The sequence below is a fragment of the Streptococcus australis genome, assembly GCF_040226615.1.
Taxonomy (GTDB): domain Bacteria; phylum Bacillota; class Bacilli; order Lactobacillales; family Streptococcaceae; genus Streptococcus; species Streptococcus australis_E.
In genome coordinates this window covers 116837-134970 of record NZ_JBCOAT010000004.1, presented here as the reverse complement: position 1 = coordinate 134970, position 18134 = coordinate 116837, and the positions used below count along the sequence as shown (strand labels likewise).

Sequence of the window (18134 nt, the reverse complement as noted above, 5' to 3'; positions counted from 1 at the left end):
CTTTTTGGCTCCTGTTTATTAGGAATCTTTTAAATTCGGCTTATAGAAGGAGCGGTTATCCAAGGCAAAAATCTTATTGGTCATTTCACCAGGGCCCACTAAAGCCAAGGCAGAAGTCATCATCATCATTTCTGCATCTAGGTTATCAATCATATGGATGATCTCCGCTTCCATGATTTTTGGACGAACCGGACTACCATATTCTAGTAAACCATGGTGACTCAAAATCACATGTCGCAACACGATCACATCTTCTTTTTGATCATCAATCTTCAACTCTTGTAAGACCTTGGTAATTTCTTCATCGATCAGAGCAATGTGCCCGATGAGGTTTCCTCGAACCGTATATTCCGTATTTTCAGGGCCTGAGAGTTCCAGTACCTTGGCAAGATCATGGAGCATGATCCCGGCATAGAGAAGACTTTGGTTTAATTGAGGATAAACTTGAGAGATGCTCTCAGCCAAACGGACCATAGTGGCTGTGTGATAAGCTAAGCCTGTCTCAAAGGCATGGTGGTTGGTTTTGGCCGCAGGATAAGAGTAGAACTCTTTGTCGTACTTGCTGTAGAGCGCCCTCACCACACGTTGCCAAACCGGATTTTCTATTTTGAAAATCATCCCCGACAGGTAATCTTTCAAATCGACTGGATTCACTGGAGGTTTTTCTTTAAAGTCTGCTGGGTTAGACGGTTCCCCGCTTTGAGGCAACCGCAAGGTTAATTGATTGACCTGGGGCGTATTATTATAAACCTCCCGGCGGCCGCTCATATGAACGACGCGACCAGCTTGGAACTGCTCCACATTATGTGGCTGAGCATCCCACAATTTTCCTTCAATCGTGCCTGTCTCATCTTGGAAGACAAAGGCAAGATAGTTCTTTCCAGCCCGTGTCTGACGAACATCTGCTGACTTAATGAGGTAGAAGCCTTCAAATAATTCGTCTTTTTTCATTTGATTAATTTTGACCATCATCTTCTCCATCTTCTAAATTCAATAGGCTTGCTATATCTAGATTCTCTGACGTTTCAATGTTTCGGAGTGTACGCTCGATAGCATTTGTTCTCCGGTTTAAGAGTTCATCGATGTTGCCAGAAGCATGCTTCAACTGCCGTTGGGTCTTTTCTAAAACGCCTCCAAATTTTTGGAACTCTGTCTTGACGGAAGCAAGGACCTTACTAATATCATCTGCGCTTCGTTGAATATTAAGAGTCTTAAATCCAACCGATAGGGAATTTAACAAGGCCGAAAGCGTGCTTGGACCAGCGACGACGATCTGTTCCTCTCTTCGGAGGCGATCAAAGAAGGCTGGGTCGCGGACCACTTCTGAATAGAGGCCTTCCGTCGGTAAAAAGAGGATCCCAAAATTAGTAGTGGCAGGCGGATAGAGGTATTTTTGATGAATGTCCTTGGCAAATTGTTTGATACTAGCCAATAGGAGCTTGCGACACCGCTCAATCTCCTCTTTCTCTCCACCTTCATAGGCTTCTTCCAGTCGGTAATAACCCTCCAGAGGAAATTTAGAGTCGATTGGCAGATAGACATATTCCCCTCTGACCTGACCAGGCATCTTGATGGCATACTCGACGCGTTCGCTGGAGTTGGGAACTGTTACAAACTCTCTCTCGTATTGGGCGGGAGTTAGGATATCTTCGATAATCTGGCCCAGTTGGAGTTCTCCCATAATCCCACGGGTTTTGGTATTGGAGAGGACCTTATTGAGACTTCCCACATCTCTAGCGACCGTCTGCATTTCCCCAAGGCCTTTATTGACCGATTCCAATTGTTTGGAGACCGTCTCAAAGGAGGTTTGGAGACGACTATGCAAAGTTTTTTCTAGCTTTTCTTCGACCGTTTGACGCATCTGCTCCAACCGCAAATCATTGGAAGCTTGAATCTGTTGCATCCGCTCGTCCGTTTTGTCACGGTTTTTAGTGAAGTTCTCAGCAAGTTCTGCTCGTAAAGCAGTCGTTTGCTGATGCATTTCTGTCCGTAATTCCATTAGACGGTCACTGATCGCCATCTCTATCTGCTGGCCAGTGATTTGCTGAGCTTGTCGTTCTCTCTCAAATCGGTAATCCAGCTGATCCGAAAGATGATCTTCCTGATCTTCTAGTAAGTCACGGACCTGTTTGTTATCCGTTGCCCGTTGCTGGTAGAGCAAGAAGAGCAAGACCAGATTTCCCACTCCTAATACAAAAAGGATTAATTCCATCTTATTTCCCATCCTTGCTATAAATGATAAGGGCATAGCCTCGATCAAGGGTTACGGTAATCGGCTGATTGCTAAACTCGTTGGAACCATAAATTGCTTTTTTAAAATAATTGGTCGGATTTAAGGGATACTTGGCTCCTTCAATCTGGATGGAAGCTCCCTCAACTGGCATAAAAGCTACATAGGTATAGCCTGCTATAGGCTGAATGGTATGGCGACCTGCTGGACGATAGCAGAGATAATTTTGTTGGTCCATCAAGCACAGTTGCGACATAAAAGGACCAATCTCTGGATTGCTGGGCAAAAAAACGCTGGCCAAGTGGTGATCCAGGCGACCACCAAAGGCTCCAAAGATTAGAATATCCGCCTGAGGCCAACCTGCTAATACTTCCTTAATCGCCAATTCCAGATCCGTATCATTTTTTTCTGCTACCGAAGTCCGTAATTCATGAGCCGCAGATTGAATACTCTGGAATTCTTCTGGCTCGACAGAGTCAAAATCTCCAACTGCTAAAGATAGTTCCAGTCCTTGCTCTAAAAGGAAAAGGCAGCCTGCATCCACCCCGACATAAACATCCAAGTCTAGCGGAATGGCTTCCACTCGGCCTCCAGCTACAATGGCAACCTTAGTCTTGGATGGCTGCTCGAAGGGTTTGAACTCTTTCATTCACATCTCCATTAAACACATAGGAACCTGCTACAAAGACGTTTGCTCCTGCTTCTTTCGCAGCGTGAATCGTCTTGTCGTCAATTCCCCCATCGACTTCAATATCGAAATCCAAGCCTTTTTCTTTACGCAATTGAACCAATTGACGAACCTTATCCATGGTTTCTGGCAGGAAGGCTTGCCCACCAAATCCTGGGTTGACAGTCATAACAAGTACTTGGTCTACCAAGTTCAAGATGTGTTGGATACTTTCAACAGGGGTTCCTGGATTGATGACCACACTTGGTTTCACACCTGCCAAACGAATTTTTTGAAGAGCACCATGGATGTGTGGAGTCGCTTCTACATGAATGCTAATGATATCTGCCCCGGCACGCGCAAACTCTTCAATATGTTGCTCAGGATTGGTAACCATCAAGTGGCAGTCAAACACTAGCTTGCTGTGAGGACGCATACTAGCAACTACACCAGCTCCAAAGCTGATATTAGGCACAAAGTGGCCGTCCATCACATCGATGTGAGCGTACTCCGCACCAGATGCTTCTAATTTTTTCAATTCACTTTCAAAATTTGCATAATCTGCACTCAAAATAGAAGGGGCTAATTTGTTTATTTTCATATTCTTCAGATCTCCTTATTTGGGTAATTTTTTCGATACTTTTTTATAGGTTTCTCGTCTATTTTCGATCTCACTCAAAAACTGTAAGTAATTCTCAAAGCGGAAGGAAGCTATAATTCCTTCCTCAACAGCAGGCTTGACGGCACAGGATGGTTCATGTGTGTGGGTACAAGTACGGAACTTGCAATCCTGACTTACCTTGGCGATATCTGGAAAAGCATGATTCAGATCTTCCGCATTATCGACTTCATAATCTAAAGAGGAAAAGCCAGGGGTATCCGCAATTTTGCCCCCATTGAGATCATAGAAACTGACAGCTCTCGTCGTATGGCGGCCTCGTCCAAGACTATCGGAAATTTCTCCTGTCTCTAACTCCAACTCCGGAGCCAAAATATTCAAGAGGGTTGATTTCCCCACTCCTGTTTGGCCCATAAATACCGTCACCTGATCCTTCAAGAGAGGCAAGAGCTCTTCCTTGTCCGTGACAAAGTCATAGCCCATTTGGCGGTAGACTTCCTGGAAAGGAAGCATCTCAGCTGGATCTTCTAGTAAGTCCATTTTTGAAATATAAACAACCGGATGAATCGCCTTTTGCTCCAAGAGGACCAAAAAGCGGTCCAATAAATTAACATTAAAATCGGGCTCTTTGGCAGACATGATGACAACAGCCTGATCAATATTAACAATCGGTGGACGGACTAAGCTATTCTTTCGCGGGAATATTTTTAAAATGTAGCCCTCCGAATTTTCTTCTGCTGAAAATTCTACTTTGTCTCCAACATAGGGAGTTTGTCCCTTTTTCCGGAAATTTCCTCGGGCGCGTGTTTGGTATATTTCCCCCTCGCACTCCACATAATAAAAACCGGCCAAGGCTTTAACAATCGTTCCTTGCAACTAGCACTCCTTTAAAGTTAATACTACTATTATATCAAAAAATATACGATAGCGCTTGCTTACTTGGGGATGAAAAAGAAGTCCATTCAGTTTTTTTGAGCAAGATGCAGACAAAAGGTTGTAAACGTTTTCAGATAGGTTTATAATAGAGGAGAAGGACATAATATATATGCCTCTTGTGGGAAGCACAAACCATTTTATAGAAAGGAAGTGACGGAGACTGATACATTTCTTGACGAAGCTACCTGATTAGTAATGAAAGAAGCCCTCTTTTTGGTGCCTGATTTCTGACTTTCTTACTAATCCCTGCCAGTTATAAGGAGGTCCTTTATGAGTTTTTCATTTCTTTCTAAGAGTAACCCTCTCGTTTCTAATGTAAGGAAAGGGAAGTTCTTAACCCCTTGGTTTTTAGCTCCCTTTATTCTCTATTACATCACCCAGTACATGTCTCCGATTAGTACTGCTTCCACAAACTTCTTTTTGAACAAACAAAGTTGGATTCCCGACTGGTGGAATATTCTAGATCTTTTGTCCTTCCTCTATACCATCATCGCCTTCTTCCTCTGGGTGAAACTTATTGAAAAACGACCGGTTCGGACCATGGGCTTTTCCAAAGGAAATGGACTGTCCGAATTCGCTAAGGGGGTCTTGGTCGGCGCCATTATGATTACCACGGTATTAATCGTCTTCTTTATTACTGGTGATGTTCGTTTCGATCGCATTCAATTTAGTCTTCCTTTCCTCGTATCTTGGATCTTGGTTCTGATTGGCTATATTTTTCAAACGGCAGCAGAAGAAATTTATATCCGTGGTTGGTTGATTCCGATTATTTCTTATCATAAGAATGCTTACTTAGCTATCCTCATTTCTTCTACCATGTTCTCCTACTTCCACTTGAACAACAACGGAGCTTCTTGGCTCTCAACGGTTCACCTCTTCGTTTTCGGTCTCTTCACAGCTGTCTATGCCTTAAAGAGAGGAAATATCTGGGGACCTTGTGGCTTCCACTTCGCCTGGAACTTCATTATGGGCAATGTCTACGGCTTCCATGTCAGTGGCTTTGATAGTGAATCCTCTCTGATGTACTTCACGACTTCAAACCGGACCTTTATCACAGGTGGTGAGTTTGGACCTGAAGGCGGGATCCCTGGCTTAGTCGTCTTTCTCCTTGCTCTCTTATGGGCCATCTTTATTCTCAAAGATACCTCTGCAGAACAAGAAGAACTCTATCCTCAACTGAGTTATGAATAAGTAAAAGAAAGAAAAGGCTGGATTTTCCCAGCCTTTTTCTATTTCCTCTATAGGTTCGATAAAAAAACATGCTATTTTTTCTTGGCATTTCTTTTAAAAAGAGTATAATAGAACTATGCGGAGGTGGTGGAACGGCAGACACGCATGCTTCAGGCGCATGTGCCCCTTCGGGCGTGAGGGTTCAAATCCCTTTCTCCGCATCTTGGAAAGGTGGCTCAGCTCGGTACAGCACCGGACTCGAAATCCGGCAAGTGGATTTTCTTCACGCGCGGGTTCAAATCCCGTCCTTTCCTTCCATCACTCAAAAAGACATGAGCTTCATATCTCATGTCTTTTCTATTATTTGATCCCGGCTTCTAGAAGACCGTCTGCCAAGCGGGCGAAGTCTTCTAAGCTAAGGGCTTCTCCTCGTACAGAAGGTTGCAGGCCTGCAGCTTGGATCCCAGCTTCTAGTTTGTCTTTGATTTCTTCGGTCTTGCCAAAGCGACTGGTCAAGTTGTTCCAAAGAGTCTTGCGGCGGTGGACAAAACTGGCCTTGCTGACAGAGAAGAAGAAATCTTCATCCTTGACTGCCACTGCTGGTTCTGGGCGACGCACCATCTTGAGGATGGCAGAATCGACGTTTGGCGCTGGCACAAAGACGGTGCGAGGCACGATAAAGGCTACCTTAGCAGTCATATAGTATTGGACTGCAATGGACAAAGACCCATAAGCCTTAGTATTAGGTTCGGCTGAGATGCGGTCTGCCACCTCTTTTTGCATCATGACCACAAATTCTTGGAAAGGAATTTTAGACTCGATCAAGTGCATGAGGATGGGAGTCGTGATGTAGTAAGGAAGGTTGGCCACCACCTTGATCGGAAGGTCTGGATTTTTGAACTCTGCGATGTACTGGTTGAGGTCTACCTTGAGGATGTCTTGATTGACAACCGTGACATTGTCAAAATCCCGCAAGGTATCCGCTAAGATAGGAACCAAGCGGTCATCAATCTCAAAGGCCATCACTTCTGCGGCATTTTCTGCCAAAAACTCAGTGAGAGCTCCAATTCCAGGACCGATTTCGATGACATTGACCTGCTTATCAATCTCAGCCGTATCCACAATCTTTTGAAGGATGTTGGTATCAGTCAAGAAGTTCTGACCGAAGGATTTTTTAAAGGTAAAACCGTGACGCTCTAGCACTGCCTTTGTCACGCTATAATCTGCAATTCTCATTTTTTCTCTTTTCTAATCCATTTAGTGTAAGAAATAATCACTCTATCTCTCTTGTGTTTCTCTACAAGCTAGCCTAACAGTCTTCCACAAAGGCATTCTGCTCCGCTTGGTAGACATAAGCTTCCCCGTTCTTATCTAAGACGGTTTCCAACAAGGGCTCTATTTCCAAGGCCTCTTCAAGACTGATAATGGTGATCTTAGATGGATCGTCCAAATCTTCCTGAGACTCAAAGCCTGTAAAGAATTGCCAACCACTATCTTGTGGATGATGAGGTACATCGTGAATCGCCCAATTAATCTCACGTCGTAGGAAGCAATCCTTGGTAATCATGGCCCCTTTTTGCGTATCAAGATTCAGCGGAGGAACCATCAGGCTTGCGATATGTTTCTGGGCAAATTCCAGCTCATCTCCAAGCTGGATGGAGGTAATATAAGCCGGTTGATTGGTTAAACGTCCTTTAAATTTTCCATCATGAATCTCAGTCAGTTCAACCCACATACGCTCTGCTCGACACCCATTCTCCAAAACGGTATCCAGCACAAAGATAAGGCGAACCTGATCTCCAAGCTTCAATTGGTCGATTTCTTCTTGACTAGGAATCAAAAAATGTCGCGGGTTCTTTTGGTGCTCCACTTGAACATTCTCTAACGAAAAGCCTATCACTTTTTTCTTATCTGTAAACAGGTCGAACAATCCCATCTTCTACCTCTATCTCTTTTTTAATAACTAGCCATCGTTTCTTCAACTTCCGCTAATGTTACCCCAAACAACTCCAAGCGTTTGAGCAGTTGTTTGCCATTGCAGTAGCCGATGCGCAAGGCTTCTCCTAGATATTCCCGCCGTTTGCGACTTTCACTGCCCATCAGCAGGCCGAGTCGCATCAGATCTGATTTGGTAATATCAAAGAAATGCTCATCTTCATAGGAGGCCACCAGTCCCGCTAAGGCTTTTTCTAAGTCTTCAAAGCTGGCATGCTCGACTCCCAAGGAACGGCCCTTGGTTTTTGATTTGGGTACTGCTTCGCCACGATTTAAAAAGGCATGCTTGGCCTGCGGAATTTCTTGCATGATGATCTTACGAATGCGCTCCCCATTGTAATCCGGATCCGTAAAAACTATGACTCCACGCAACTCCTGCAAGGTAGCAATTCGTTCTAGGTCATCTTGATTAATGGCGGATCCACGTGTCTCATAGGTATCCACCTCATAATAGCGTTTCAGATTGGCCGTATCATCCTTGCCTTCAACAACAATCACTTCTGGTATTTTTCTTTTCTCAGTCAAGTCCAAATACCTTTCTCGCATTGTCATAGGTGGCTTGAGCTACTTCCTCTGTCGTCAAACCACGTAGTGTTGCAATATGATCCACTACATAGCGGGTGTAGGCTGTTTTATTTTCCCGGCCTCGCTTAGGAACTGGCGCCAGATAAGGGGCATCTGTCTCAACCAAGATTTTATCGAGCGGAAGGCCAGCTGCGGCTTCTTGGACATCTGTTGCTTTCTTAAACGTGACCACTCCAGAAAAAGAGATCATCATTCCCAGATCCATGAAGCGCTTAGCTTCCTCTAAGCTTCCTGAGAAAGAATGCATGATCCCACCGCGCGGACCCACTCCTTCACTCTTGATAATGGCATAGGTATCTTCAAGAGCATCACGCGTATGCACTACAAAAGGCAAGTCCAAGTCCTTGGACAGTTGGATCTGACGACGAAAAACCTTTTCTTGAACGTCTTTTGGTGCTGTCATCCAGTGATAGTCCAGACCGATTTCTCCTAAGGCGACGACTTTAGGATGTTTCAACTGTTCCAGTAGGTAAGCCTCTACCTTAGGACTATAGTCTCCTGCCTCGGTAGGATGCCAACCAAGTGTGAGATAAACTTCCGGGTACTGGTCGGCCAAGGCTATTGCTCGTTCGATGGTTGGTTTGTCAAAGCCAACAACATTGTGGGCAAAGACTCCCAGCTCTTTAGCTAGTTCTAATTCCTCTTTTTCTCTCCCTGCAAACTCTTCAACGTTGAGGTGAGTATGGGTATCAAAAATTTGCATATGGATCCTTTTCTTCGATTTTTTCTCACTCTATTATAACAGAAAGCCTAGCTGAATACACTTTTGGCAAAACAAAAACCAGTAGTCTCGAGTTTCTACTGGTTTTTAGTTTTTTATCTGAATTACGCAGCCAAAACTTTGCGTCCTTTACGACGACGAGCTGCCAATACGCGACGACCGTTTTTAGTTGCCATACGGTGACGGAAACCATGTTTGCGCGCACGACGAAGTTTACTTGGTTGATAAGTACGTTTCACGATGAATACCTCCTCATAGATTTTGTATTCGTTTAGCCGGCTATAATGTGATCAGTTACTAAACATACTTTACTATTCTATCTGATTCACGTCTGTTTGTCAATAGCTATGAAAAATTTGTTGGGGCAGGTTCAATGATACCGCTTTTATTGGGCATCTCCTTCTATCCTTTGACGAGTCGCTTCATAGTAGGGAAGCAAGCTAGCCATTCCTTTTTTTAATTCCTCAAGAATGGCATCTCGACTCGTCGCTTGCGATAGATTGACATCGACTTTTACCAAGACCTTTCGGACCTGGCCAGTTTCCACACCTTTGAGAAGTCTCTGGCGATTGGCTTCTGTCCCTTGGAATCGTTGACTGACACCTTCTATTTGGGCGAAGTAATAGACTGGCGAAAAAACCGGAAGAGTTAAAACGCGGTTCTGCTTTTGTAGACTCTCCTCATCCTTCTTGCGTTCGATAAAACTTACTTCCAGGGACACACCAAAGTCCTTCGCATCTCCATAAAGTCGCAAGGCAAACATCGGATCCGCTATCTCTCCCTCTCCTTGGAGATAAGCCCAAAAATGAGGGCGAAGAATTTGAGCTTGATTCATCCACTGACTGGTCCGATCTTGTTTTAAATGCGGAAAGAGCTTCTGAAAATCGCTGACCAAGTGGGTGAATTCCTGCCGAGCTTCTTGCCCTAACTCGCGATACTCTACCATTCGCTCTGCATCCTCACCAGCTTTAGCAGGGGCTAGGTACTTGATCCCCTGACAATTCAAAAAGTCTCTCATCTTACTATACATTTTTGTCTTCCTTTCCCAAATAGAAAAGGAGAGAGCAAGCTTACACCCCTCTCTCCCTTTTGAAATTTTCCTTTTTAGACGGCAGATTAACCTTCAATATCGACGACAACGTAACGATTTGGTTCTTCTCCTTCAGAATAGCTGGTGACTCCATCCATTTTCGATACGATGCGGTGGATGATCTTGCGTTCACTATTAGACATTGGATCTGTATGTTGCGCTCGACCTTCTTCTAGAGCACGACTTGCCAATTTTTGCGCATAGCTTTGAAGGACTTCTGCACGGTGTTCAACATAATCATTAACGTTGATCGCAATGTAGAAATTCTTAGAATACTGATTGTAAAGGTAGTTCTGTGCCAACAATTGAAGGGCCTTGAGAACTTTCCCGTGGTAGCCAATGACACGACCTGGCTCATTGGTATCAATCTGCATATTGATGGTTCGACGGTTGTAGCTACTTGAAATGCTAGCTTCTACATCCATTTCATCAATTACTGTTTGAACATAGGAAGTGACATCAGAAACAACCTTTTCGATGTCATAGCTTTCTTCTACTTCAATGCCCAAATCAGCAAAATCAGACGTTTGGCGTGACTCAGCTTCTTTAGGACTTGAATCGAGAATCTCCCCATGACCTTGTTCTTCAAGAATGGTTTCAGGAGCCTTCTCATGTTTAAGAATCTCAGCCTTCACCTCTTCCGAAACTTCTTGGCCTTCTTCTTCAACTTTTTTAATCGCAGCCACCACACGACCCAAATCAACAGTCTCTTCACTGACACTCTTGACAGGTTCGTTTTGAACATTTATTTCCTCAGGAACTCCCTTAACAGCTTGTTGATTAGCTTTTGTAACCGTAGTTTCTGCAATCGGTTCGATGTCTACCACAGCTGGCTTCTTACCAAAGAGACCAAGGAACCCTTTCTTTTCACGAGAAACGACAGTAATATGTGCTTTCATGCGCGGGATATCTAATTCTTTCAAACCATTTTGAATGGCTTCTTCAACATTGACTCCTGTATATTGGACCATCTGTCAAACTCCTTCTTAGTTTTTCTTTTTCTGTGCTTTATTAAATGCACGTCGTTTTTGTTTTTCTAGATCTTTGATTGCCTGTTGCTCTGCTTCACGCGCCGCAATAATCTTAAATGGATTGTTCAATAGGTAAGTTTGCCCAACTTGGTAAGCATTGGAAACTACCCAGTAGAGAGCAACCCCGCTGGCTGAGTACATAGCGAAGAAGAAAATCATCACGGGCATCGCATACATCATGGCTGTCATTCCACCATTTTTTTCTGGCATGGCTTTGTTGCTCAACCAGGTGCTAAAGAAGGTGAAGACGGCTGCCAAAACTGGCAAAATAAAGGTTGGGTCTGTTGCGCTCATATCCAACCAAAGAAAATGACCGACTTTTAGGAATTCTACCCGACTCAAGGCTTGGAACAAGGCCATCAAGACTGGCATTTGTACAAGCAATGGCAAGAAGGCAGAGGAAGTCTTGACACCTTTTTCTTTGTAGAGGGCCCGCATTTCTTCTGACATGCGAGTGCGGCTTTCCAAATCCTTCCCAGGATACTTGGCCTGGATTTCTTTTACAAGTGGCTGAATCTCCTGCATTTTGCGCGAGGAGGTCATTTGGTATTGGAAAACTGGCAAGAGAATGGTCCGAATCAAGAGAGTGAAGAGGATAATCCCGACTCCGATGTTTCCCCCAATAGAAAGGAAACGAATGACTTCTGCAAAGAAGTAAACGAATTTTTCCCAAACTCCTGATGATTGGGAAGTCACTTCAGACGTTCCACAGGCTGTTAATAAAAGGAGGGCCCCTCCGAGTAAGCTAGCTACTTTTAGTTTCTTTTTCACGTAATTACCTTTCCTGACGATAGACTTGCGCTAATTTTAATACATGGACTAGATTTTTTTCGACCTGATCAAAATCCAGTTCTTCAACTCCCTTTCGAGCAATCACAACAAAATCATCTGCCACAAGATGATCCTGGTGCTTCATTAAAACATGACGAATCAAGCGCTTGATTCGGTTGCGTGTCACAGCATTTCCTAGTTTTTTACTCACGGATAAGCCGACACGGAAATGGGGCTGCTCTTGTGGCAAACGGTAGATGACAAATTTTCTATTTGCACAATTCTTGCCGCTTTTAAAAATGGCATTGAAATCTTTTTCTCGCTTGACACGATAGCTTTTTCTCAAACTCCCACTCCCTCTTTTAAATTTATTCTATTATACCATAATTTCAAAAAAAACCAACGACCTTCTGGCCCTTGGTTTGAAGCCTCCACCAGTGCCGTCACAACGACTAGGAGAAGAGATGCTGGATGGTTGATAAGATGATGGGTAAGCTATAAATGAAGTTCAGCCCGATATGAGCAAGGATAGGATAATACAAGGAGCCCGTCTTTTCATTCAATAATCCAAACATCAGGGCGGGGATGGTATAGATCAAAAAACTCAAAACAGTAAAAGGATGGTGAAGTAATTGAAGTCCACTATAGATAAGAGCTGGCGCCCATACACTTGCATAGAAGGGCCATTTTTTAAAATAGGCTTGGACGAGTGCTCCACGAAAGATCAATTCCACGGTCATCGGTCGGATGATGACCACTAGGACAAAAAGGATGAGAGAGCCTAAGGCTTCCAAGGTTACCGGAAAAGAGTGATAAATAGCTTGACGTCCTTTGGTGAACCCACTGAGAAAATAGTCCAGCCAGTAGATGGCACAGCTGGAGAATATAGTTGCGTAGATAGCGGGAAGGAATTGTTTCTTCTTCGCCCACTGAAAGACCGTACGTGGACTATACTTCTTTACCAATGAAAAAACAAGCATCAAATAACCTGCCTCTAAAAAGAGAAGGGTCCAAAAATAGCTAAGGGCTTGGCCGACTTGGTTGCTGACTAGTTGGGCCAACTCGCGAAATTGTGGCCGAACCAAGATATAGAAAACCAGTAGTAAAAGTGGATAAAAGAGCTTGGCCTTTGTCTTTATAAATTTCATACATTCCTTTCGAAGGAGATTAAAAATGATTTATTGCATCTTACCATAATCATTCCTAGGATTCAATTAGAAAGTAAACCAAAAAAGGTCGAGACAACCGTCTCTGACCTCTAGTTTCTATTGGAATACTCGTTCTCCCCTTTTCTGTAAGTCACAAAGCCTACAAGCACGGATACAAGAATGGCTAGGCACAGAATGGTCTCTAACCAGAAAAGGGGCCTTAACAGAGAACTGTGCAATAGGCCTTGGGCCATTTTCAGGGAGGTAGCTGTGATGACCGTGGGGAAGGTTAAAGCTGAAAAGGCTGGTTGAAAGCCCTCTTTTATCATTTTAGGTAGGCGCGTTAAAACGAAGAAATAAAAAGTTTGAGAGAGTCCGACCATGATGGATAACAGCCAAACAGGTAGACTGGCTCCACCCACACGAACCAGAGCTGCTAGCAGTAGAGAAAAGGGGGCACAATAGATGCCTTCTTGTCCCAATAAGTGGCTCGGTAAAGGGCTGGTTTTCAACCCCTGGTAGATCAGGGGATAAAGAATCAAGGTTAAGACAAAGCCAAATCCAAGAGTCAGATAGGCCAGCTCAACCACTCCTACCACTGGGTAAGTCAAGGCGGCAACAGCAATCCCCACATAAAGGACGGTCCAACTAGGGGTGGCATTGGCTCTTGGTTTAGCCAATATATGGGTCTTGGTAAAGTAGAAGATCAAGCCACAATCTAAGAGGAAAGCAGTCCACCAAACTGCCTGAGCGAGTCCTCCAAATGTCGGAAAGAGTCGTAAGAGATAAGTCGATAGAATCATCCCAGCCATGGGAAAGGTCGCCATCCCAGATAGAAGGGCTGGTTCTTGTAGTTCGATCTTGGTTTCTTGCCAGTAGATCAGATGGTGACATAAAAAGAAAACCCATAGGATCAAACCCGTCAAACTGAAGAAATGAGCCAGAACTGGGAAGGTATCAGACAGAAGGTTTCCAGCCCCTGCTAAACCTAACAGGCAGCCTGAAAATGCTAAAGGAATCTTTTTCATCTTGATCTCCAATCATTTTATCGCTTTCAGTATACCATAAAAGAGGGGGAAGCATATCAAAAAAAGAAGTAGGCATAAAAGCTACTTCTCATTTCCTTATTGTTAAGCTCAACTCCATCATGTCACGCACAAGCTTTTTTGGTTAAGCGTAGGGTTGCAATTCTGGGTTGATGGGTGTGTTGGCTAGGTTATTGGCATAGTTACAGAGGCTAGCTAGACTCACACCTAGCACCACATCCAAAGCATTTTGGTGACTATAACCTGCTTCCAAAAATTCAGCTAAGGCTTCATCTCCAACGCGCCCCTTGGTATTGATCACTGCTAGGGTGAATTTAGCCAAGGTGTCCAACTTCGGATCAGTTTCGATTGGAGTACGATTGCGCAGGGCTTGAAGAAGGTCATCGTTCATTTGGATTTGCTTGATCGAAAAGGCTGTATGACCTGCCACACAGAAGGCACAACCATTGGTCACCGCTGCAGTGATTTGGACCACTTCACGTTCAACTGGTGTCAAACTGTTGCGGCGGTTAATCGCACCGACTGTACGATAAGCTTCCAAAGCTGTCGGTGCATTTGCTAAAAGACCGATGAGATTCGGAATGTAGCCGTTATTATCTTTTTGAACGGTTTCAAGAACCTCTTTTACCTCTTCCGGTGCTGTCTCAACTGTATGAATCTGGAATGTTGTCATAAATGTACCTCTTTTTCTTTTGGTGACACTTAGTCTATCATAGAAACGGAAGCTTGAAAAATATATATTTCATATACCTTCCATAAAAAATAGTTATCACCAGGAAGAAAAGATTGAGACATGCCGATCCCACTTCTGCTCTCATTCAAAGTCGCTACTTCAAGAAGAAGGTCCTTCCTATCCTTCTAAACCCGTGCAAGGAGCAGATAGATAAACAAGGTTAAGAAGAAGAGGACACTAACGATCAGCGTCGCTAGCTTGATCCCTCGACGGGCTAGCCAATAACTTGGCTTCCCTAAGTTACTGGTCGCATCTGTTGACAGAGATTGTTGTTGACGAGGTTGAAACATCACCAACAAGATTAGACTGATCGATAAAAGAAAAATCAGTACCACAAATAGCATTTCCATCTTAGCCTCCAAACACTCGGAAAAGGGTGAGCAGCACCCCCAACAAGATAACGAGGCCGATGACGACATTTAAAGTCAGGTTGACGTTTTCTGAGCGCGTTGCTTTTTCTTTTTCTGCGGATCGTCGCTTCAGCGCATTCATCCGTCCTTCTACTTCTTTATAGAACAAGTCCTTCTTCTGATCAGGCATCTCTATTACCTATCCCTTCCTGGAATCTCGAACGGAACTCTTCCTGTTCGATTGCGTTAGACTGTGCAATTTGATTTGAAACTGCGTGTCGGTAGTTCTCTATTGATTGATAAACTTCTTTGATGCGTGCCACGAGTTCGTCTTTTTCTCCTTGCCTAAAGATATTTTCTTGAGCAAGATAAGGCGGGTCATGTAAGGTCTGCTCAAAGCCTAGGATCAGCTGTTGGTGCTCAAAGGCCTTACGAACAATGCCCTGTACCTCCCCAAAATGATTGATATCTAGATAGATACTGGACTGGTGAAGAAGCTCCTTGATCCGTTTCTGGCTAATATTCTGATACAAGACCAAATTGGGGTAGCGGACCAGAGACATGAGTTCTGGAGACATTTCTGTCACTGCAGCAACTCGGAAGGTCACATCCGGTAAGTGCTCTAGTAAATAAGGCAAGGCTTCAATCTGATCGGAATTTGTTAATACAAAAGCGTCCTTACGAATATCGTCTTTGACAGCAAAATCATAGATATAACCAAGAGGGGCAAAACAATCCTTTTGCTCTGGTGATACCAACTCTAGGGCACGGCGATAGGTCTCCCTTTGAGGGATGAAAATCTTCTTCGTCCGTATCTCTGGGCTATTGAGGATCAGTTGCATATTGCCTGGCAGACTATCCTGTAATGGCTCTTGCCAAACCAAGACATCCCGGCCTACCAGTCCCATTTTGCCAAGTTGCAAACTCAAAGCAAAAGACTGAGCCAGCGTATTGAAGAGCACTTGATCTAGAGCAAATCCTCGGCATTGGACATAAAAGACGTAGAAAGCTAGTCGATTTTTGAAAATCCGCATGGGCTCATGATCCAGCGTCAAAATCAGATCACCTGTTTGATGATTTTCTGTTAGGCGTTCCATCTCTTCTTCAAAGTAGGTGGTTAACAAGGGATTGCCCTGGCCATCACAAGTGGTCACCGCTATTTTTCGACCGTATTGATCATAGTGATCCACTGTGCTTACTTGTCCCTCTTGATGGAACCACTCTACCCGTTCGACGATTCGTTTATGAGTAGCATCTTGGTAATAGATGCGTGCTTTTTCTTGGCCGTAGTAGGAAATCCGTCCACCAGATGCATCACCAGTGATTTCCCAAAAATCAGGGACTAAAATTTCGTTAAAGAAACGCCCCCGTTTTTCACCTGTCGGTTGACCTAAAAAGTAAAGAAAGGGCGACTCTACTCCATCAGGTAAAAAGCCATTCGGTTCCAAGACGATCGTTGGATGCGTGTAACCTGCTCTCTGTAAAGAATAGAGCAGATCTTGGCTTTCACGCGAAAACTGATCAAATACGTTCAGCATGGGTCACCTCCTCAATCAATTGAGACCAAGATTTTTCAACCTTACTGGTTAGAAAATCTTCTGCACGCGCATAAGATGCTTGACGCATGGATGGCATCTTTTGGCTCTGGTATAGCAAGCAGATCATTTCAGCAAAGGATCTCGCTATCCTGTCCACAACCTGGTCTGGTTCAGTCGGAAGCAGGTAGCCATTTCCCCCATCTCTAACAAAGTTCTGATTGCCATAAGGCACATCAAAGCCAATGATCGGAAGACCAGAACCAATGGCCTCCATCAAGGTCAGGCCAAAGCCTTCACTGGTAGAAGCCGAAAGGTAGACTTCATAATCTTTGTAAATATCGGTCAAGTCCATATGGCCTTTGAGCTGGATATAGTCCGTCGCTCCTAACTCTTCAATCAGTGATTGCAACTTACCTTCCTCTCCGCCTTTTCCATAAATATCAAAAGAAAGGGACGGTAGCTCTTTTTTTGCTTCGACAACTGCTCGAACTAACCAGTCGATGTGTTTTTCTGTCGCCAGACGCGAAGCAGTCATCAGAGAAAAAGGTTTACGAGAGTCGTTTTGCGGTAGACTGGCGAGACTTCCTACCGGAATGGTGTAAATAACAGGAGCATGAGGGGTATATTTGGCGAACTGCGCTGCTAAAACTTCCTTTTGCCGATCGGTTGCGACAATAAAGAAGTCCACCTTGTCCGCATTGGTAAATTGGTAATCGTAATAATTGTTCCACAAAATATATTGATCATCGGTATGATTGACACTATAGTGCTCCGCATGGACCACGACTCCTAGACGAGCTTTTTGGGCCTCTTCAAAAATAGGTTGGCCGATGTCAGTCTCCCGATCCAAAATCACCAGATCTTGTTTGGTCAAGTTGAGACTTTGCATAAAGTAGCGGATCAATTCCTGCCGACCCAGGAGATAACGATCTGGAAAACGGTAAATCTCCTGACCATCTGCCAACTGCATCCGATAGGCCACACTTCCATCTTCATTGTAGAAACGTCGTTCAATCAAGTCGGCTTGATTATTTTTAGGGATAAAGTACTCTGTACAGTAGCGAGTATAGGAAAAGTAGTCTTTTCTGACTAGAATTCCTCTGGAAACATACTCACAGCGCTCTACATAGGGACTCTTTTCGTCCCGAAGATAGCAGGTCAAAAAACTGTCTTGGTCTTCATAGAAATAGCGCTTCACCTTCCCTGTGGTCTCTTCTCGCGTTGGCTTCCCAGCGAACCTAGCCAGGACTTGATCCACCGTATAAGTGGTTGGTGCAATTTTGATATCCGTAAAATGGGTGTAGATCCATATGATTTCATGGTCTTTAAATCCAATATTCTCTGTTAAGTGTTGAATATTGTCTGCTAATATCATATCCATAAAAATAAATTTTGCAGGTTCTTGGATCTGTCTTAGCAACTTGGCCCGATAGGCTTGTGCATACTCGACGCCACTACTGGCCCATCCAATCCCAAGATTGATATTGTATACTGTCATAAATCC

General features: G+C 44.0%; 22 protein-coding genes and 2 tRNA genes. 3 read left to right on the top strand and 21 right to left on the bottom strand.

From position 1 onward, the window contains the following. Positions 1–18 precede the first annotated feature (18 nt). From ABT997_RS05425 to rsgA, 5 genes are read right to left on the bottom strand one after another with little or no spacing between them, the layout of a single operon-like run. Positions 19–969 (bottom strand): 3'-5' exoribonuclease YhaM family protein, encoded by a 951-nt coding sequence (locus ABT997_RS05425; protein ID WP_129269931.1) that lies wholly within the window; start codon positions 967–969, stop codon positions 19–21. Then, on the bottom strand, positions 956–2212 hold the full coding sequence (locus ABT997_RS05420) for a DNA recombination protein RmuC (protein ID WP_154854434.1): 1257 nt from the start codon (positions 2210–2212) through the stop codon (positions 956–958). Before ABT997_RS05420 ends, ABT997_RS05425 begins: the two co-directional genes overlap by 14 nt. Before the next feature lies 1 nt (position 2213). Then, the gene (locus tag ABT997_RS05415; protein ID WP_154854431.1) at positions 2214–2879 is read right to left on the bottom strand and encodes a thiamine diphosphokinase; all 666 of its coding nucleotides are present in this window, start codon (positions 2877–2879) and stop codon (positions 2214–2216) included. Next, on the bottom strand, positions 2839–3498 hold the full coding sequence (rpe, locus tag ABT997_RS05410; protein ID WP_154854428.1) for a ribulose-phosphate 3-epimerase: 660 nt from the start codon (positions 3496–3498) through the stop codon (positions 2839–2841). Before rpe ends, ABT997_RS05415 begins: the two co-directional genes overlap by 41 nt. A gap of 15 nt (positions 3499–3513) precedes the next feature. Next, positions 3514–4392 carry a ribosome small subunit-dependent GTPase A gene (gene rsgA / locus ABT997_RS05405; protein ID WP_350018928.1) on the bottom strand — a complete coding sequence of 293 codons (879 nt, stop codon included), beginning with the start codon at positions 4390–4392 and terminating at the stop codon, positions 3514–3516. 330 nt (positions 4393–4722) lie between these two features. Between rsgA and ABT997_RS05400 the strand changes: the two genes are divergently transcribed. The 3 genes from ABT997_RS05400 to ABT997_RS05390 all read left to right on the top strand — a co-directional run bounded on the left by ABT997_RS05400 (position 4723) and on the right by ABT997_RS05390 (position 5936). Continuing rightward, the gene (locus ABT997_RS05400) at positions 4723–5643 is read left to right on the top strand and encodes a CPBP family intramembrane glutamic endopeptidase (protein ID WP_154854419.1); all 921 of its coding nucleotides are present in this window, start codon (positions 4723–4725) and stop codon (positions 5641–5643) included. A 117-nt stretch (positions 5644–5760) separates the two neighbouring features. Continuing rightward, positions 5761–5843: transfer RNA gene (locus ABT997_RS05395), tRNA-Leu, on the top strand. A gap of 4 nt (positions 5844–5847) precedes the next feature. After that, positions 5848–5936, top strand: a tRNA-Ser gene (locus tag ABT997_RS05390). Between the two features lie 46 nt (positions 5937–5982). On the opposite strand, the gene rsmA is transcribed toward ABT997_RS05390, so the two are convergent. From rsmA to gtfA, 16 genes are all read right to left on the bottom strand, one after another. Next, positions 5983–6858 carry a 16S rRNA (adenine(1518)-N(6)/adenine(1519)-N(6))-dimethyltransferase RsmA gene (gene rsmA / locus ABT997_RS05385; protein ID WP_350018927.1) on the bottom strand — a complete coding sequence of 292 codons (876 nt, stop codon included), beginning with the start codon at positions 6856–6858 and terminating at the stop codon, positions 5983–5985. Positions 6859–6931: 73 nt separating this feature from the next. After that, complete coding sequence (locus tag ABT997_RS05380) at positions 6932–7558, bottom strand: immunity protein Imm33 domain-containing protein (RefSeq protein ID WP_350018926.1); 627 nt, start codon at positions 7556–7558, stop codon at positions 6932–6934. Positions 7559–7578: 20 nt separating this feature from the next. Then, a complete protein-coding gene (rnmV, locus tag ABT997_RS05375; protein ID WP_350018943.1) occupies positions 7579–8163 on the bottom strand; it encodes a ribonuclease M5 in 585 nt (194 codons plus the stop codon). After that, the gene (locus ABT997_RS05370; RefSeq protein ID WP_314369006.1) at positions 8135–8905 is read right to left on the bottom strand and encodes a TatD family hydrolase; all 771 of its coding nucleotides are present in this window, start codon (positions 8903–8905) and stop codon (positions 8135–8137) included. Before ABT997_RS05370 ends, rnmV begins: the two co-directional genes overlap by 29 nt. A gap of 122 nt (positions 8906–9027) precedes the next feature. Beyond that, positions 9028–9162 (bottom strand): 50S ribosomal protein L34, encoded by a 135-nt coding sequence (gene rpmH / locus ABT997_RS05365; RefSeq protein WP_003003086.1) that lies wholly within the window; start codon positions 9160–9162, stop codon positions 9028–9030. 146 nt (positions 9163–9308) lie between these two features. Beyond that, positions 9309–9953, bottom strand: a complete 645-nt coding sequence (locus tag ABT997_RS05360) for a hypothetical protein (RefSeq protein WP_048715697.1) — start codon at positions 9951–9953, stop codon at positions 9309–9311. Between the two features lie 86 nt (positions 9954–10039). Beyond that, the gene (gene jag / locus ABT997_RS05355) at positions 10040–10984 is read right to left on the bottom strand and encodes an RNA-binding cell elongation regulator Jag/EloR (protein ID WP_350018925.1); all 945 of its coding nucleotides are present in this window, start codon (positions 10982–10984) and stop codon (positions 10040–10042) included. Between the two features lie 15 nt (positions 10985–10999). Continuing rightward, a complete protein-coding gene (locus ABT997_RS05350) occupies positions 11000–11815 on the bottom strand; it encodes a YidC/Oxa1 family membrane protein insertase (protein WP_048715693.1) in 816 nt (271 codons plus the stop codon). 4 nt (positions 11816–11819) lie between these two features. After that, a complete protein-coding gene (gene rnpA, locus ABT997_RS05345) occupies positions 11820–12161 on the bottom strand; it encodes a ribonuclease P protein component (protein ID WP_048690882.1) in 342 nt (113 codons plus the stop codon). 106 nt (positions 12162–12267) lie between these two features. Then, complete coding sequence (locus tag ABT997_RS05340; RefSeq protein ID WP_129822514.1) at positions 12268–12963, bottom strand: CPBP family intramembrane glutamic endopeptidase; 696 nt, start codon at positions 12961–12963, stop codon at positions 12268–12270. Between the two features lie 110 nt (positions 12964–13073). Next, positions 13074–13991, bottom strand: coding sequence for a TDT family transporter (locus ABT997_RS05335; RefSeq protein WP_350018924.1), 918 nt, complete (start codon positions 13989–13991; stop codon positions 13074–13076). A gap of 142 nt (positions 13992–14133) precedes the next feature. Then, the gene (locus tag ABT997_RS05330; RefSeq protein WP_023024535.1) at positions 14134–14682 is read right to left on the bottom strand and encodes a carboxymuconolactone decarboxylase family protein; all 549 of its coding nucleotides are present in this window, start codon (positions 14680–14682) and stop codon (positions 14134–14136) included. A 185-nt stretch (positions 14683–14867) separates the two neighbouring features. Next, positions 14868–15092 carry an accessory Sec system protein Asp5 gene (gene asp5, locus ABT997_RS05325; protein ID WP_129269911.1) on the bottom strand — a complete coding sequence of 75 codons (225 nt, stop codon included), beginning with the start codon at positions 15090–15092 and terminating at the stop codon, positions 14868–14870. A gap of 1 nt (position 15093) precedes the next feature. Beyond that, positions 15094–15282: an accessory Sec system protein Asp4 gene (asp4, locus tag ABT997_RS05320; RefSeq protein WP_048715685.1), complete on the bottom strand. Its 189-nt coding sequence runs from the start codon at positions 15280–15282 to the stop codon at positions 15094–15096. Then, positions 15275–16630, bottom strand: coding sequence for an accessory Sec system glycosylation chaperone GtfB (gtfB, locus tag ABT997_RS05315; protein WP_350018923.1), 1356 nt, complete (start codon positions 16628–16630; stop codon positions 15275–15277). Before gtfB ends, asp4 begins: the two co-directional genes overlap by 8 nt. After that, positions 16614–18128 (bottom strand): accessory Sec system glycosyltransferase GtfA, encoded by a 1515-nt coding sequence (gene gtfA / locus ABT997_RS05310; RefSeq protein ID WP_350018922.1) that lies wholly within the window; start codon positions 18126–18128, stop codon positions 16614–16616. Before gtfA ends, gtfB begins: the two co-directional genes overlap by 17 nt. Positions 18129–18134: the final 6 nt, after the last annotated feature.

Excerpts from the sequence above, each read along its gene's own strand:
- ABT997_RS05425 (WP_129269931.1), bottom strand. The coding sequence starts at position 969 with ATGGTCAAAATTAATCAAATGAAAAAAGACGAATTATTTGAAGGCTTC.
- ABT997_RS05420 (WP_154854434.1), bottom strand. The coding sequence starts at position 2,212 with ATGGAATTAATCCTTTTTGTATTAGGAGTGGGAAATCTGGTCTTGCTC.
- ABT997_RS05415 (WP_154854431.1), bottom strand. The coding sequence starts at position 2,879 with ATGAAAGAGTTCAAACCCTTCGAGCAGCCATCCAAGACTAAGGTTGCC.
- rpe (WP_154854428.1), bottom strand. The coding sequence starts at position 3,498 with ATGAAAATAAACAAATTAGCCCCTTCTATTTTGAGTGCAGATTATGCA.
- ABT997_RS05400 (WP_154854419.1), top strand. The coding sequence starts at position 4,723 with ATGAGTTTTTCATTTCTTTCTAAGAGTAACCCTCTCGTTTCTAATGTA.
- rsmA (WP_350018927.1), bottom strand. The coding sequence starts at position 6,858 with ATGAGAATTGCAGATTATAGCGTGACAAAGGCAGTGCTAGAGCGTCAC.
- ABT997_RS05380 (WP_350018926.1), bottom strand. The coding sequence starts at position 7,558 with ATGGGATTGTTCGACCTGTTTACAGATAAGAAAAAAGTGATAGGCTTT.
- rnmV (WP_350018943.1), bottom strand. The coding sequence starts at position 8,163 with ATGCGAGAAAGGTATTTGGACTTGACTGAGAAAAGAAAAATACCAGAA.
- ABT997_RS05370 (WP_314369006.1), bottom strand. The coding sequence starts at position 8,905 with ATGCAAATTTTTGATACCCATACTCACCTCAACGTTGAAGAGTTTGCA.
- ABT997_RS05360 (WP_048715697.1), bottom strand. The coding sequence starts at position 9,953 with ATGTATAGTAAGATGAGAGACTTTTTGAATTGTCAGGGGATCAAGTAC.
- jag (WP_350018925.1), bottom strand. The coding sequence starts at position 10,984 with ATGGTCCAATATACAGGAGTCAATGTTGAAGAAGCCATTCAAAATGGT.
- ABT997_RS05340 (WP_129822514.1), bottom strand. The coding sequence starts at position 12,963 with ATGAAATTTATAAAGACAAAGGCCAAGCTCTTTTATCCACTTTTACTA.
- ABT997_RS05335 (WP_350018924.1), bottom strand. The coding sequence starts at position 13,991 with ATGAAAAAGATTCCTTTAGCATTTTCAGGCTGCCTGTTAGGTTTAGCA.
- ABT997_RS05330 (WP_023024535.1), bottom strand. The coding sequence starts at position 14,682 with ATGACAACATTCCAGATTCATACAGTTGAGACAGCACCGGAAGAGGTA.
- asp5 (WP_129269911.1), bottom strand. The coding sequence starts at position 15,092 with ATGGAAATGCTATTTGTGGTACTGATTTTTCTTTTATCGATCAGTCTA.
- asp4 (WP_048715685.1), bottom strand. The coding sequence starts at position 15,282 with ATGCCTGATCAGAAGAAGGACTTGTTCTATAAAGAAGTAGAAGGACGG.
- gtfB (WP_350018923.1), bottom strand. The coding sequence starts at position 16,630 with ATGCTGAACGTATTTGATCAGTTTTCGCGTGAAAGCCAAGATCTGCTC.
- gtfA (WP_350018922.1), bottom strand. The coding sequence starts at position 18,128 with ATGACAGTATACAATATCAATCTTGGGATTGGATGGGCCAGTAGTGGC.